The 14276-nt window shown below is 71.8% G+C and carries 14 protein-coding genes; 2 read left to right on the top strand and 12 right to left on the bottom strand.

The genetic code is table 11. The features are described 5' to 3' along the window. Positions 1-245 precede the first annotated feature (245 nt). A complete protein-coding gene (gene rpsO / locus KR546_RS10125) occupies positions 246-518 on the bottom strand; it encodes a 30S ribosomal protein S15 (RefSeq protein ID WP_238444586.1) in 273 nt (90 codons plus the stop codon). Between the two features lie 322 nt (positions 519-840). Here rpsO and KR546_RS10130 point away from each other — a divergent pair, with 322 nt between their 5' ends. Next, positions 841-1104 carry a hypothetical protein gene (locus KR546_RS10130; RefSeq protein ID WP_238444587.1) on the top strand — a complete coding sequence of 88 codons (264 nt, stop codon included), beginning with the start codon at positions 841-843 and terminating at the stop codon, positions 1102-1104. A gap of 10 nt (positions 1105-1114) precedes the next feature. On the opposite strand, the gene KR546_RS10135 is transcribed toward KR546_RS10130, so the two are convergent. From KR546_RS10135 to KR546_RS10150, 4 genes are all read right to left on the bottom strand, one after another. Continuing rightward, complete coding sequence (locus tag KR546_RS10135) at positions 1115-2296, bottom strand: bifunctional riboflavin kinase/FAD synthetase (protein WP_238444588.1); 1182 nt, start codon at positions 2294-2296, stop codon at positions 1115-1117. Further along, positions 2293-3273 (bottom strand): tRNA pseudouridine(55) synthase TruB, encoded by a 981-nt coding sequence (gene truB, locus KR546_RS10140; protein ID WP_238444589.1) that lies wholly within the window; start codon positions 3271-3273, stop codon positions 2293-2295. The genes KR546_RS10135 and truB overlap by 4 nt, the downstream gene beginning before the upstream one ends. Then, the gene (rbfA, locus tag KR546_RS10145) at positions 3270-3770 is read right to left on the bottom strand and encodes a 30S ribosome-binding factor RbfA (RefSeq protein WP_238444590.1); all 501 of its coding nucleotides are present in this window, start codon (positions 3768-3770) and stop codon (positions 3270-3272) included. The genes truB and rbfA overlap by 4 nt, the downstream gene beginning before the upstream one ends. 134 nt (positions 3771-3904) lie before the next feature. Continuing rightward, on the bottom strand, positions 3905-4261 hold the full coding sequence (locus tag KR546_RS10150) for a DUF503 domain-containing protein (RefSeq protein WP_238444591.1): 357 nt from the start codon (positions 4259-4261) through the stop codon (positions 3905-3907). A 91-nt stretch (positions 4262-4352) separates the two neighbouring features. On the opposite strand from KR546_RS10150, the gene KR546_RS10155 reads away from it, so the two are divergent. Then, entirely contained in the window at positions 4353-5405 is a 1053-nt protein-coding gene (locus KR546_RS10155) for an aminotransferase class V-fold PLP-dependent enzyme (protein WP_238444592.1), read from the top strand. Positions 5406-5415: 10 nt separating this feature from the next. Here the strand turns inward: KR546_RS10155 and KR546_RS10160 are convergent, their stop codons facing one another. The 7 genes from KR546_RS10160 to ispG all read right to left on the bottom strand — a co-directional run bounded on the left by KR546_RS10160 (position 5416) and on the right by ispG (position 14214). Then, positions 5416-6489, bottom strand: a complete 1074-nt coding sequence (locus tag KR546_RS10160; RefSeq protein ID WP_238444593.1) for a 3-keto-disaccharide hydrolase — start codon at positions 6487-6489, stop codon at positions 5416-5418. Between the two features lie 178 nt (positions 6490-6667). Next, positions 6668-9463 (bottom strand): translation initiation factor IF-2, encoded by a 2796-nt coding sequence (gene infB, locus KR546_RS10165; RefSeq protein ID WP_238444594.1) that lies wholly within the window; start codon positions 9461-9463, stop codon positions 6668-6670. Further along, positions 9460-9729 (bottom strand): YlxR family protein, encoded by a 270-nt coding sequence (locus KR546_RS10170; RefSeq protein ID WP_238444595.1) that lies wholly within the window; start codon positions 9727-9729, stop codon positions 9460-9462. The genes infB and KR546_RS10170 overlap by 4 nt, the downstream gene beginning before the upstream one ends. A gap of 175 nt (positions 9730-9904) precedes the next feature. Continuing rightward, the gene (gene nusA / locus KR546_RS10175; protein WP_238444596.1) at positions 9905-11053 is read right to left on the bottom strand and encodes a transcription termination factor NusA; all 1149 of its coding nucleotides are present in this window, start codon (positions 11051-11053) and stop codon (positions 9905-9907) included. A gap of 57 nt (positions 11054-11110) precedes the next feature. Then, entirely contained in the window at positions 11111-11569 is a 459-nt protein-coding gene (locus tag KR546_RS10180) for a ribosome maturation factor RimP (protein ID WP_238444597.1), read from the bottom strand. A 329-nt stretch (positions 11570-11898) separates the two neighbouring features. Then, a complete protein-coding gene (locus KR546_RS10185) occupies positions 11899-12993 on the bottom strand; it encodes an ABC transporter ATP-binding protein (RefSeq protein ID WP_238444598.1) in 1095 nt (364 codons plus the stop codon). Between the two features lie 48 nt (positions 12994-13041). Beyond that, entirely contained in the window at positions 13042-14214 is a 1173-nt protein-coding gene (gene ispG / locus KR546_RS10190) for a flavodoxin-dependent (E)-4-hydroxy-3-methylbut-2-enyl-diphosphate synthase (protein WP_238444599.1), read from the bottom strand. Positions 14215-14276: the final 62 nt, after the last annotated feature.

Raw genomic sequence — 14276 nt, forward strand, 5'->3', positions numbered from 1 at the left:
GGTCCGTCTCCGGCGATCGGGGGGCCGGGCCATCAGTGGTGGGGACTCGCTGCGACGATCACCACGAACGTGTGGTGGACGTGATGTCGAACCTGTCGAGTCCCCGCCACTGACGTCCGGCCGGTCGCGGTGCGCCGGTGCGGGCGGTTCGTGCGGGGGTCGCGACCCGTCCTTGGGTCGCGGCGTGTCTTCGTGTCTCCTACGGAAACGGGCCGGTCACGTCAGACGTGTCCGGCCCGGGTGGTTCAGCGGCGCAGTTCCAGCTCGGCGATGAGCGAGCGGTAGCGCTCGATGTCGGTCTTGGCCAGGTAGTTCAGCAGGCGCCGACGCTTGCCCACGAGCTTGAGCAGTCCACGGCGAGAGTGGTGATCGCCGTTGTGCTCCTTGAGGTGTTCGGTGAGGTGGCTGATCCGCTGGGTTGCCAGCGCGACCTGGACCTCCGGCGAGCCGGTGTCACCCTCGTGGGTGGCGAACCGCTCGACGATTTCCTGCTTGTTGTCGGGGAGTTGGACTGCCAACGTGCGTCTCCTTGCTCGTCCTGCCGCGCCGGGCACCGGTGGTCCCATCGGTGGGAACCGGTCCGGGGGCCTGATCGCTTCCTGCGACCGTCGGCACCATCGACTCCGGCGAGACATGCCGAGTGATGGTGCGACGTGGCCCCGACGCCCGAACGGGCACGGCGAAAAGTGACCTGTCTCTCAGGCCATGTGTCGAGTATCCCCCATCGACCTCGACGATGCAAACCGACCTGCCTCCCCTTCGTCGGGGACCACGACCGCGTCGACCGACCAGGCAGCGCCCCGGCGTAGACTGGGTGGTGCAGCCGACGCCGGGAACAGCATGACCGAGGACACCAGGGCCCTGCGCCGCGAGGTCGCGGTCGAGCACCCCAACAACCGCCTCGACGCCGAGCTGCGACGGGGTGCCCTGCAGATGGGTGGCGTCGACGCACGAGTCGGCACCGACGACGCCGGTGGCATGCACCCCCACCTCGGCCCGGCAGCCGGTGGCCTGCACCTGCTGGTGCCCGCCGACCAGGTCGACCTCGCCCGCGAACTGCTCCGCGAGCTCGACGACGGCACCTTCGCGCTCGACGACGACTGAGCACCAGCCCTCAGGGACGTCCGGGGCGATCGTCGGGGGCGTCGGCGCCCGGGCGCCGACGTCCCGCGGGTGCGTCCCGGAACAACGGCGGACTCGCCGGCTCGTCGGGCAGCTCGGGCTCGTGGGCCGGGCCGTCGGTGGTGTCGGTGGTGTCGGGACCGTCCGGCCGTGCCAGCAGGTCGGGATCGCCCGCCACGTCGGCCACGTCGGCCACGTCGGCATCTTGTGTCTCGTCGGCCTGCTCCGGCGCAGGGTGGCCGAGGACGGCTCGCCCGGCCGCGATGTCGTCGTGGATCTGGGTCACGAGCGCGTCGACGTCGTCGAAGCGACGCTCGTCACGGAGTCGCTCCAGGACGTCGACGACGACCTCCTGGTCGTACAGGTCGACCTCCACGTCGAGCAGGTGGGCTTCCACGGTCACGTCACGTCCGTCGAACGTGGGCCGGGTCCCGATGTTGGTCACGGCGTCCCAGACCGGACCCGTCGGGCCGTCCGGGCCACGCCGGCGGACCCGGGTCGCGTAGACCCCGGCCGCGGGCAGCGCCAGTCCCGGCACGACCGACACGTTGGCGGTGGGCACCCCGATCGTTCGTCCACGCCCATCCCCACGGACGACCGACCCCGACAGTCGATGTGGACGCCCCAGGGCCTCGGCGGCCCAGGCCACGTCGCCCCGGGCGAGGGCGTCGCGGATCCGCGACGACGACACGGCCTCCTGCCCCACGTCGACGAGGTCGAACCCCTCGACGGTGAAGCCCAGGTCGGCGCCGAGTCGCTCGAGCAGGGCCACGTCGCCGACGGCCCCGTGGCCGAACCGGAAGTTCGTCCCCACGACGACGTGGCGCGCGGCCAGCGGCCCGCCGAGCACGCGCGTGGCGAACCCGACCGCCGGCTCGCGTGACGCGGTGCGGTCGAAGGTCAGCACGTGCACGTGGTCGATGCCGGACGCCTCCAGCGAGGCGACCTTGTCGTCGAGGGTCTGCAGCGCCGGAGGTCGCTCCGCGGGGTCGAGCACGGCCATCGGGTGGCGGTCGAAGGTGACCGCGACCGCACGCATGCCACGGGTGCGGGCCTCGTCACGCACCCGGTCCAGCAGGGCCCGGTGGCCCCGATGGACCCCGTCGAAGACGCCGATGGTCACCACCGACGGGGCGACGTCGACGTGGTGCAGTCGATCCGTGACGACGGTCACGCGGGCTCCTCGGCCGACGTCGGTCCGGCGGCGGCCGGTCGATCCTCCGGCCGGGCCAGGACCAAGTCGGGTCGTCCGACGTCCTCACTGCGACGATAGATGCCGACCAGGGCGCCGTCGGGGTCGAGCACGGCGAACGGGTCGTCGGGGGCGTCCTCGGGCGCGTCGGGCAGGAGGTCGCCTGGCAGTGACTGGCCGTGGACCAGTCCCCGCCAGGTCTCGTCGTCCACGGTCACGCGCGGGAGGTGGGCCACGGCCGCGGCCGGCGTGACCAGGTCGGCGACCAGGTCCCCGGCCTCGCCGCGTGACCGCACCTCGTCCAGCGACAGGGCGGTGTCGACCGTGAACGCACCGTTGGCGACCCGACGCAGTGACGCCAGGGACCCGCCGACCCCGAGGTGCTCCCCCAGGTCGTGGGCGATGGTGCGGACGTAGGTGCCGGCCGAGCAGGTCACGAGGAACGACACCCGCGGGTGCGTGCCCGGTTCCCAGTCCTCCACGACCAGGTCGTGGACGACCACCGTCCGGGCCGCTCGCTCGACCTCCTCGCCTCGCCGGGCGAGTTCGTGCAGGCGCGTGCCGTCGACCTTGAGCGCCGACACCATGGGCGGCACCTGCTCGATCGTGCCCATGAACTGCATCATCGCCTCGCAGACCTGGTGCTCGGTGAGGTGGGATGCATCGGTCGTGGAGAGCACCTCGCCGTCGGCGTCCTGGGAATCGGTGACGACCCCGAGCACGGCCGTGGCGGCATAGGTCTTGGCGCCGCCCTGGAGCAGCTCGACCAGCCGGGTGGCGCGTCCGACGGCGCACACCAGCACCCCGGTCGCGGCCGGGTCCAGCGTCCCGGTGTGGCCGACCCGGCGCATCCCCAGCGCGCGTCGCACGACCGCCACGACGTCGTGGGAGGTCATGCCGGCCGGCTTGTCCACCACCAGGACCCCGGCGATGTCGGGGTCGTTGCGCCGTCGGCTCATGCGGACGGATCGTCGGCGTCGGTACGGTCCCACTCCTCGTCCAGCGGGTCCGGGCGGGCGTCGACCTCGGGGTCGACCACGCCGTCACCGACGACCACGTCGTCGCCGGAGCGCTCGCGATCACGGACCCGGCGGATCAGGTCCTCGACCCGTGCCGCCTGCTCGGTCACCGGGTCGGCCTCGAAGCGCAGCTCGGGCGTCTTGCGACTGGTCAACCGGTCGGCGAGCAGTCCCTGGATGCGTCCGTGGGCGGACGCGAAGGCCGCGGCGACCTCCTCGTCGGACGCGGGCCGATCGCCCCCGGTCCGGAGCGGATCGGCCGCCAGGACGCCTTGAGGGATCGTGGAGTACCAGATCGTCGCGTAGGACTGGTCCCGGGTCACCTCGGCATCGGTGATGGTCACCAGTTGCAGGCGCGGGTCGGAGATGTCCTGGGTGAGGATCCGCGCCACGGCCTCCTTCACGACCCGGGAGAGACGCGAGTTCGTGCGTGCCATGGGGGTCCTCCGCGACTGCGAGTGGGCGCTCGACGGTACCACTCGGCCCCTGCCGGCCGACCGACCGCACGACCCGGACGGACAGCCCACGCCACCGACCGATCGTGCCGTGCCACGACCGGCGACGAGCGCGGTCAGGGCTGGCCCGGCAGCCGGTTGCGCACGTCCAGGAGCCCGGCCGTCGGATCGCGGTCGAGGTCGAGGAACGCGACGTCCTCGACGACCCCCGTGACGACGACCCGGGGGTCACGCTCGATGACCGCCACGACGCGATCGAGCACGCGGTCCACCCCGGCCGGCTCGCCCGCGACGACCGCGATCGCCAGGGATCCGCGCTGCCAGGTCTGCGTGTCGTCGACCTGGGCGACCGACACGTCGAGGTCCCGGCGCAGGGCGGCCCGGGCCTTGTTGAGGATGGCGCGACGGCCCTTGAGCGACCCCGCCTCGGGCAGGTGCAGGTCGACCCGCATCGCCCCGACGTGCACACCCATGTCCTCGCGGTCGTCGCCTCACCGCGCCCCCAGTGTGCCGGACCCCGGTCCGTCACGGCCACCCGGCCGGTGATCGCTAGCGTGGGCGGGCATGTTCACCGACGACGTCCAGCGCCACTTCACCCCCGTCCCCGGGTACTGCAACACCGCCACCCTCGGGCTGCCACCACGGGCCGCCACGACGCGGTTGCGGGCCTGCCTCGACGACTGGGAGGCGGGGCGGGTCGACTCGGTCGGCTTCGACGTCGACGTGGACCGGGCACGCGCGGCCTTCGCCCAACTGGTGGGGGTCGGCGCCGACCGGGTCGCGATGCCGGGGGCCGCGTCGATCTCGGTGGGCACCGTGGCCGCGAGCCTGGCCCCCGGTGCCCGGGTCCTGTGTGCCCGGGAGGACTTCACCTCCGTGCTGTACCCGTTCCTCGCCGCCGGCACGCTCGACGTCGTGCACGTCCCGCTCGAGGAACTGGTCGACCACGTCACCAGCGAGGTCGACCTGGTGGCCGTCAGCGCCGTGCAGTCGGCCGACGGCCGGGTGCTGGACCTCGACGCGCTGGCCGACGCAGCGACGACGCACGGCGTGCGGACGTGCGTCGACCTGACCCAGGCTGCCGGCTGGCTGCCGGTCGACGCGTCGCGCTTCGACGTCACGGTGTGCAGTGCCTACAAGTGGCTGTGCTCGCCACGCGGCGTCGGTTTCATGACCGTCGGCGCCGACGCCGACTGGCTGGTCCCCCACCTGGCCGGGTGGTACGCCAGCGATGCGCCGTGGGAGTCCTGCTACGGGCCACCCCTGCGACTGGCGGACGACGCCCGACGCTTCACCGTGTCCCCGGCCTGGTTCGACGTCGCCGCGACCGCGGAGTCCCTCGACGCCCTCCTGGACCTCGGGGTCGCGCGCATCCACGACCACGACGTCGGACTGGCGGCGGCGCTGTGCGAGCGTCTCGGCCTGCCGGCAGCGGGCAGCGCCATCGTCAGCCTGTCCACCACGAGCGACCCGGCCGACGACCTCGCCGAGGCCGGGCTGGTCACGGCGTCGCGCAACGGCCGGACCAGGGTGTCGTTCCACCTCGCCAACACGATGGACGACGTCGAGACCGCCGCCCGGGTGCTGGCGCCACACGTGGACGCGACCGCCTCCTGAACGACGCAGGTCAGCAGTCGTCGGGCAGCTCACGGACGCGGATGTTGCGGAACGACACGACGTCGGGCGGGCTGCCGTGTGCCTGCACGCCGACGTGGCCGACCAGTCCACGACTGGAGGAGTCCGGGTCGTTGGGGCGGCCGGGGAAGGGCAGCCCGGGCAGGTTCTCGAACTCGTTGATGACCACGCCGTTGCGGATCACGGTGTAGTGCTGGTCCACGACCCGGATCTCGAGGTCGTTCCAGGTGCCCTTCGGGGTCGGGTTGGCCTCCTCGAGGGTGAGGTCGGCGAAGCCGTAGATCGACCCGGTCTTGCGGGGGTCACCGTCGGTCGAGTCGTTGATCTGGATCTCGTGGCCACAGTTGACCGCGATCCACGACAGGTTGTTGGTCTCGTTGCCGTTGAAGGTGGTCGGGCAGCCCTCGACCGGCTCCCACAGCGGGGGGAAGCGGACCTGGACACCGCTGTTGGCGCGGACGTCGGCCGGTCCGGGCGCGTCGTCGCGGAACTGCAGTCGCAGGGAGAAGTCGCCGTACTCCTCCTCGGGGTACCACAGGGTCCCGAAGCCACCGTCCTGCCCCGCCCGCGAGCGGATGGTGCCGTCGACCAGGTCGAACCCGCCGTCACCCGCGTAGGCCCAGTCGGCGAAGGACTCGGCGGTGCCGTCGAACAGCACGTCGTAGCCGGGGACCCGGCCGACCTTGGACTGGGCGGCGGCGCGCATCAGCGCCCCGCGGTCGCGGTTGGCGAGCACGCCGTCGTCGACGAGGTCGCCCACCACCTGGCGGACGTGGTCGAGGAACGCGCCGTGGCCGTCCCACGTGGCCTCGTCGTCCACCAAGTCGTTGATCGTGCACCCGTCACCGACAGCGCTGTTGTCGACGCCGCTGTCGGTGTCGAGGAACATGACGGTCGGACGCTGGTCCGGTGCCGTGCAGTCGGCGGCCCGGGCCTGCGAGCCGGTCAGCATCGTGGCGGCCGCGGCCAGGACGAAGGTCAGCAGCGCCATGGGCAGCCAGCGGCGGGCGCTCGGGGGCGACGCGGTCGTCGCGTCGGTCGGGGGGACGGAGGAGGTGGGGGGCATCGGGTGGCTCCAGCGTGGTCGGGGGATCGCAGCCTGCACCACCACCGAGGCAACGCGACCACCGCCCACGCGTCAACTGGCCCATCGTCGACGATCGCCGGACAGGCGACGCGGGTGTGCCGGAACCGGGTGGTCGCCCGGTCCCGACACACCCGCGTGGAGCGTGTCTGGGTGGGTGCTAGACGCGTTCGACCTCGACGACCTCGAAGGCCTCGATGACGTCGCCCTCCTTGACGTCCTGGAACTTGTCCAGGCCGATGCCGCACTCGAAGCCCTCGCGGACCTCCTGCACGTCGTCCTTGAACCGACGCAGGGAGGTCATCGTGTCCTCGGCGACCACGACACCCTCGCGGATGACCCGGACCCCGGCCTCGCGCCTGACCACGCCACGCGTGACCATGCAGCCGAACACGAACCCGGCCCGCGGGACCTTGAAGATCTCGCGCACCTCGGCCTCGCCGACGATCTGCTCCTCGAACTCGGGTCCGAGCAGCCCCTTGACGGCGCGCTCGATGTCCTCGAGCGCCTCGTAGATGATCTTGTAGAGACGCACGTCCACCCCGGAGCGCTCCACGGCCTCGCGGGCCTTGGCACCGGGACGCACGTTGAAGCCGATGATGATGCCGTCGGACACCTCCGCGAGCTGGACGTCGGACTCGGTGATCGCACCGACGCCCTTGGAGACGACCCGCACCTTCACCTCGTCGAGGTCCATCTTGCTGAGCGCGTCCTCGAGCGCCTCGGCGGAACCGGAGACGTCGGCCTTGATGAGGACGTTGAGGACCTCCTTCTGACCCTCCTTGACCTCCTCGGTGAGCTCCTCGAGGGTCTTGGGGCGGGCCTGTCCGGCCAGCTCGGCCCGACGCTCCCGGGCGCTGCGTCGTTCGGCGACGCCACGGGCGAAGCGCTCCTCGTCGACGACGCGGAACTCGTCACCGGCCTCGGGGACCTCGTTGAGGCCCAGGACCTGGACCGGCTTGGCCGGACCGGCCTCGTCGACCTGGTCGCCGCGCTCGTCGAACATCGCGCGGACCTTGCCGTCGGCCGTGCCGGCCACGAGGATGTCCCCGCGACGCAGCGTCCCGGCCTGGATGAGCATGGTCGCGACGACCCCTCGGCCACGGTCGAGGTGAGCCTCGACGACGCGTCCGCGGGCGTCCTTGTCCGGGTTGGCCTGCAGCTCGAGCAGCTCGGCCTGCAGCAGCACGACCTCGAGCAGGTCGTCGATGCCCTCGCCCTGCAGCGCCGACACCTCGACCGCCGGGACCTCGCCGCCGTACTCCTCGACGACGACCTCGTGCTCGGCGAGCTGGCCCTTGACCTTGTCGGGGTTCGCACCCTCGACGTCCATCTTGTTGACCGCGACGACGATCGGGACCCCGGCCGCCTTCGCGTGCTGGATGGCCTCGATGGTCTGCGGCATGACGCCGTCGTCCGCCGCGACCACGAGGATCACGATGTCGGTGACGTCGGCGCCGCGGGCACGCATGGCGGTGAAGGCCGCGTGACCCGGCGTGTCGATGAAGGTCAGCTGACCCTCGTCGTGGTTGATCTGGTAGGCACCGATGTGCTGGGTGATGCCGCCGGCCTCGCCGGACACGACGTCGGCGTTGCGGATGGTGTCGAGCAGCTTGGTCTTGCCGTGGTCGACGTGGCCCATGACGGTGATGACCGGTGCACGGTCCTGCAGGTCCTCGTCCTCCTCGGGCACCTCGACGCCGAACTCGGCCTCCTCCTGGGACAGGAAGTAGACGTCGAAGCCCAGCTCGGCCCCGAGGATCTCGAGCGTGTCGTCGGGCAGGGTCTGCTGGACGGTGAACATCTCGCCCATCTCGAACAGCTTCTTGACCAGGGCACCACCGGGCACGCCGAGCTTGTCGGCGAGCTCGCCCAGGGTGACCCCGGGCAGCACCTCGACCCGGTCGGTCGTGATCTGCTCCTCGATGGGGATGTTGCGCTGGCGTGGACGGCGCTCCAGCTCCTGCTCCGCCGGGTTCTGCTTGTTGCGACGGTGACGTCGGCCGCCGTCACGCTTGGGACCACCGGCGCCACCGGGCTGGCCGCCGCCACCGGGGGTGCCACCGGGGCCACCGCGGTTGACGGGCTGGCGGTAGGGCGACGACGGACGGCCGCCACCACCGGAGCGCTTGGGCGCACCGGTGGACCGCGGCGGGGTCGACGGCTGCTGCGGACGTGCGGGTGCCTTGCGCAGTGGCGGCGGGATCGAGCGCTTGCCGCTGCCGGCCTTGGGCATGTTGACCTCGACGCGGCGACGGGCCTCGACGCCCTCGCCGGTCACGGACAGGCGTGCGTCGCCGCCGTCGGTGCCGGCGTCCTTGCCCGGTCGGGCAGGTCGCAGCGGCACCTCGCCCTTGGTCAGGCGTGGCGGGGGCTTGCCGGGCATGCGTCGCGCGCCCTCGCCACCCGAACCCTCGGCGGTGGCTGCCTGGTCCTCGGCCGTGGCGGAGGTCGCCGTGTCGTCGGGGCCGTCCTCGGTGGAGGTCGTGGCCTCGGCGGTGGCGTCACCGTCGTCCGTGGACGCGGCCGGGGCGGCGGTGGCCGACTCGTCCGACTCGTCGTCGGACGACGTCGGCGACGGGTCCGGCTCCGAGACGTCGTCGGGCTCGGCTGCGGCGGCTGCCGCAGCGGCGGCCTCGGCCTCCTCCTGCTGCTTGCGCAGGTGGGGCGGCAGGACCTTCTTGGCCTTCTTGTTCGCCGGGGCGTCGGCCTTGGCGGCCATCTGGCGATACCGCTCCAGCTCCTCGGCCTCCTTGCGGGCCTTGGCCTCCTCGGCCGCCTTGCGCTCGGCCTGGCTCACCCCCAGCGACTCCTTGAGCCGTTGGGCATCGCCGATCGTCACCGACGACGAGTGGCTCGTCACGTCGATGCCGATGTCCTTGAGCCTTCGGACGACCTCGCGGTTCTCGAGGCCGATGTCCTTGGCAAGTTCGTAGACGCGGACCTTGTTGCTCACGCGTTGTGCTCCTTGGAGTGCTGGGCGCTCTCGAGATGGTGGTGGATTTCCGTCAGCGCGCACAGCACCTGGTCGACGGTGCCGCCGCGGAGGCTGGCTCGCAGCCGTGCGGCGTCGCGGGCGGTGGCCTGTTCCACGCAGTCGAGGTCGGGGCAGATCGAACTGCCTCGCCCCGGTGCGGTCTGGTCCCAGTCCACGACGACGTCGTCACCGTGCCGGGCCAGTCGGACCAGGTCCTGCTTGTCGCGAGTCCGGCGGCAGGCCACGCACGTTCGTTGTGGATGTGCGGACCGACGGCGGGGAGGTTCCCCCGCCGGCAGCGTGGCGGATGCCGGACTCATGCAATGGTACTCCCGGTGGGTGGGGCGTGGCGGCGGCGTCGTTTGGCCGACGGCACGTGGAGGTGACGGCGACGTCGGGTCGCCGTCAGTGGGTGGGCGCTCAGGACTCGCTGTCGTCGTCGGATTCCTCGAGCGCAGCGGCCCGGGTCTCCTCGGCGGTCTCGTAGGCGGCCGCGATGGCCTCCTCGCCCTCCTGGCTCAGCGGGTTGCCGAACTCGTCGATCAGGCCCTTGTCGAACGCCTCCTGGAACGCGGCCTGCTCGGCCTCGAACTGGCTCTCGGACTTGATGTCGATGCGCCAGCCGGTCAGCCGGGCCGCCAGCCGGGCGTTCTGGCCCTCGCGACCGATCGCCAGCGACAGCTGGTAGTCGGGCACGACGACCATGGCCGTGGAGTCCTCGGGGTAGAGGTAGACCGCGGTGACCTTGGCCGGTGACAGGGCGTTGGCGACGAAGCCCTCGGGCTCGTCGGACCAACGGATGATGTCGATGCGCTCGGACTCCTCGTTGTGGAGCTCGCGCTGGACACCCTTGGCGCGCTCGCCGCCCGGCCCGACGCACGCGCCGACCGGGTCGACGTCGGTGTTGTTGGACACCACCGCGACCTTGGAGCGGTGCCCGGCCTCGCGGGCGATCGCCTTGATCTCGACCGTCCCGTCCTCGATCTCGGGCACCTCGAGGGCGAACATCGCCGCGACGAAACCGGGGTGGCTGCGCGAGCAGATGATCTGGGCACGACGGGAGTCCCGCCGGACCTCGGTCACGATCGCGCGGGTGTGCTGGCCGTGGTTGAGTCGCTCGTTGGGCACCTGCTCGGCATAGGGCAGCAGGGCCTCGGTGCGACCGAGCTCGATGAGGGTCACGTTGCCCTGCAGCGAGACCTGGCCCGAGACGATGTCGCCCTCGCGCCCGACGTACTCACCGTAGGTCGCCTCGCGCTCGGCCTCCCGCAGACGCTGCAGGAGCACCTGGCGGGCGGTCTGGGCCACGATGCGACCGAGGTTGCGGGGCTGCTCCTGCCACTCGCTGACCACGTTGCCGTCGTCGTCGAGCTCCTGGGCGTACACGCTGATGTCCCCGGAGCCACGGTCGACGTGGACCCGGACCTCGTCGGCGTCGAACTGGCCACTGCGCTTGTAGGCGGACGCGAACGCGGTCTCGAAGGCCTCGACGACCGTGTGGAACTCGATGTCCTTCTCACGCGCGATCAGCCGCAGCGTCTCGATGTCGATCGGCTTGTCGGGGTCCATGTCCAACTCCTGTGGTGGTGCGGGTCCGGCGGCGGCCGGGACCGGTTGCGGTGCGGGTCACCAGGGCAGCACGATCCGGCCCTCGAACACCTCGTCGAAGGGGATCTCGACCTGCTCCTTGCCGACGTCGAGGACCAGCGTGGTCTCGTCGACGTCGGCGATGGTGCCGGTGGTCTGGGTGTCGGTGTCGCCGCGGGCGTGGCGCACCTCGACGTCGCGACCCACGTTGCGGGCGAACTGTCCGACCGTCGTGAGGGGACGGTCGACGCCCGGCGAGGAGACCTCCAGGGTGTAGGACCCGTCGACGAGGTCGTCGGCGACGGGACCAGCCTCACGCGAGATCGCGGCGATGGTCTCGATGTCGAGACCGTCGGGTGCGTCGGCCACCAGCCGGACGATGCGTCGGTTGCGGGGGCCCTTGACCTCGACCTCGAGCAGTTCGACGTCGTGGTCGGCCACGACCTCGGCGATCGCGGCCCGCAGCGCGTCGGCCGTCGCAGTGGTGTCGTCGGCCATGGCGCGCTCCTCTCGGTCCGGGTCGTCGTCTCGTCGTGCCACGTGGCGGTCGACGCTGGTCAGGTCGGGTCGTTCGTCGTTCGCGGGGGCGGTGTCGGGGTCGTTCCGACGACCAACGGTCGGCCCGAGGGCCGACCGCACGCGAATGCTGTCTGTTGTCCGGGAGCCGGAGCGCACCCGCATGGCGGGGCGACCCGGACACACCGTCGACGGCGGGCAAGCCCAACCGTCGACACGCGACCGTATCAGAGGAGGGTGGGGCTCGCAGTGCTCCACCGGGCTGTCCGACCGACCAGGATCCGGCTGTCGCCGGGACGGAGCCCCTCCGCCTACCCGCTCGGCCGGTGCACGTGCGCGAGCGCTCGATGCGCGTCGTCGAAGACGTGGAAGCTGCGCACCGCGAGGCCGACCTCGTCGCCGACCCGGGGGCCCGGCCCCCGGACGAGTGCCTGGAGGGAGACCCGGTCACCCGGGGGTCCGGCACCGAGCCACACCACCACCTCGCCGCCGATTGGACGGACCGACTCGACGACGGCGACCAGGTCACCGTCGGGGGCCGGGACCAGCTCGACGTCCTCGGGACGGATCCCGACGACGACCCGGCCCCGGTCCGGGACGTCGCGACGCCAGGTCCGCAGGCTCCCGGCCGGCGTCACCAGCCGCAGGCGTTCGCCGGCGATCGACCGGACGGTGGCATCGAGACGGGTCAGCGTCCACGCACCGACCAGGTCGGCGACGCCCATGGTGGCGGGCTCGGCCCACAGCACCTGGAACGGCGCGCACTGCACGATGCGGCCGGCCTCGATGACGGCCGTGCGGGTGGCCAGGGCCGCGGCGACGCGGCGGTCGTTGGTGGCCACGAGCAAGGTGCAGCCGTAGCCCGAGCGGACCTGGTCGACCTGCTGGAGCACCTCGTTGCGTGAAGCGGCGTCCACCTGCGCGAGGGGCTCGTCCATCAACAGCACCGACGGGGCCCGGACCATGGACTGGGCCGTGGCCGCGACGTGGCGCTCCCCCGACGACAGGGTCCGCGGACGCCGGTCCGCCAGGGGGCCGATCGCGAACGCCCGCAGCTCGGCACCGATCCGACGCCAGCGCTCCTTGCGAGGGGTCTTGCGCAGCTTGAGTGGGAACTCCATGTTCCCGGTGACGGTCAGGTGCGGCTGGAGCCACGCACCCTGGAAGACCATGGCCAGGTCGCGATCGCGGGTCGGGACCGTGGCGACGTCCTCACCGTCCAGGAGGATGCGACCGCTGGTCAGGTCCACCAGTCCCGCGACGACCCGCAGCAGGGTGGTCTTGCCCGAGCCGGACGCACCGAGCAGGGCGACCGCCTCACCGTCGGCCACGACCAGGTCGACACCGTCCAGCACCAGCTCGTCGTCCCGCCGCACCGTGACGTCGTCGAGCCGGATGGAAGCCATGTCCCCAGTGTTGCGCCTCCACCCCGCTCCCGCAGGATCCCGCCGATGTCAGGCGACCACGGGTTTGCCCTCACCGCGCTCGGCACGGATCTCGTCGGCCATCTCCTCGGCGAACCAGACGATGGTCTCGACGATGTCCTCCTCGGTCACCGTCGCGATGGTCTCGCCCTTCTTGATGATCTGGCCCTTGCCGTTGCCGGCGGCCACGCCCAGGTCGGCCTCGCGGGCCTCGCCCGGACCGTTGACGACGCAGCCCATGACGGCCACGCGCAGGGGGACGTCGATCTTGCCGTCGAGGCCCTTCTGGACGTCCTCGGCCAACTTCCACACGTCGACCTGGGCGCGCCCGCAGGACGGGCACGACACGACGTCGAGGCCGCGCTCGCGCAGGTGCAGCGACTCCAGCATCATCATCCCGGCCTTGATCTCCTCGACCGGGTCGGCGCTCAGGGACACGCGGATGGTGTCGCCGATCCCCTCGGCCAGCAGCGTCCCGATGCCGATCGCGGACTTGACCGAGCCCGAGTACTTCGGCCCGGCCTCGGTCACGCCGAGGTGGAACGGGTAGTCGCAGCGCTCGGCCAGCAGGCGGTAGGTCTGGATCATCACCCACGGGTCGGAGTGCTTGACCGAGATCTTGGTGTTGTAGAAGTCGACGTCCTCGAGCAGTCGCACCTCGCGCAGGGCGGACTCGACCATCGCCTCGGGGGTGGGGCCACCGAACTCCGCGAGGATCTCGTCCTCCAGCGACCCGCCGTTGACGCCGATCCGGATCGCGATGCCACGCTCGCCGGCCATGTCCCCGATCAGCTTGACCTTGTCGTGCTTCTTGATGTTGCCGGGGTTGATCCGCACACCGGCGCAGCCGGCCTCGATGGCGGCCACGGCGTACTTCCACTGGAAGTGGATGTCGGCGATCACCGGGATCTGGGAGTGGGCGGCGATGTCGGCCAACGCGTCGGCGTCCTCGCGGCGGGGAACGGCGATGCGGACCAGGTCGGCCCCCGCGGCCTGGACCATGGCGATCGCCTGCAGCGTGGTGTCGACCTCGTGGGTGGGCGTCACCGTCATCGTCTGGACCGTGATCGGCGACTCGGACCCCACCCCGACGGGACCCACCGTGATCTGGCGGGTCTGGCGGCGGGTCGGCCCGGCGGACTCGGTGGTCGCGTCGGGGTCGACGCCCAGGATCGGCAGGGATTCGCCCAGCGAGGTGGACATGTGGTCGGCCTTCATCGGTCAGTACCGACGGTACCCCCGGTCACCCCGCAGCCCCCCTCCAC

The sequence above is a fragment of the Salsipaludibacter albus genome (genome assembly GCF_019798055.1).
GTDB classification, from domain to species: domain Bacteria; phylum Actinomycetota; class Nitriliruptoria; order Nitriliruptorales; family Nitriliruptoraceae; genus Salsipaludibacter; species Salsipaludibacter albus.

What these genes read in the sequence shown, in the direction of transcription:
- KR546_RS10155 (WP_238444592.1), top strand. Translation starts at nt 4,353, where the DNA reads ATGTTCACCGACGACGTCCAGCGCCACTTCACCCCCGTCCCCGGGTAC.
- rbfA (WP_238444590.1), bottom strand. Translation starts at nt 3,770, where the DNA reads ATGGCACGCACGAACTCGCGTCTCTCCCGGGTCGTGAAGGAGGCCGTG.
- nusA (WP_238444596.1), bottom strand. Translation starts at nt 11,053, where the DNA reads ATGGACCCCGACAAGCCGATCGACATCGAGACGCTGCGGCTGATCGCG.
- KR546_RS10160 (WP_238444593.1), bottom strand. Translation starts at nt 6,489, where the DNA reads ATGCCCCCCACCTCCTCCGTCCCCCCGACCGACGCGACGACCGCGTCG.
- KR546_RS10130 (WP_238444587.1), top strand. Translation starts at nt 841, where the DNA reads ATGACCGAGGACACCAGGGCCCTGCGCCGCGAGGTCGCGGTCGAGCAC.
- ispG (WP_238444599.1), bottom strand. Translation starts at nt 14,214, where the DNA reads ATGTCCACCTCGCTGGGCGAATCCCTGCCGATCCTGGGCGTCGACCCC.
- KR546_RS10150 (WP_238444591.1), bottom strand. Translation starts at nt 4,261, where the DNA reads ATGGGTGTGCACGTCGGGGCGATGCGGGTCGACCTGCACCTGCCCGAG.
- KR546_RS10185 (WP_238444598.1), bottom strand. Translation starts at nt 12,993, where the DNA reads ATGGCTTCCATCCGGCTCGACGACGTCACGGTGCGGCGGGACGACGAG.
- truB (WP_238444589.1), bottom strand. Translation starts at nt 3,273, where the DNA reads ATGAGCCGACGGCGCAACGACCCCGACATCGCCGGGGTCCTGGTGGTG.
- KR546_RS10180 (WP_238444597.1), bottom strand. Translation starts at nt 11,569, where the DNA reads ATGGCCGACGACACCACTGCGACGGCCGACGCGCTGCGGGCCGCGATC.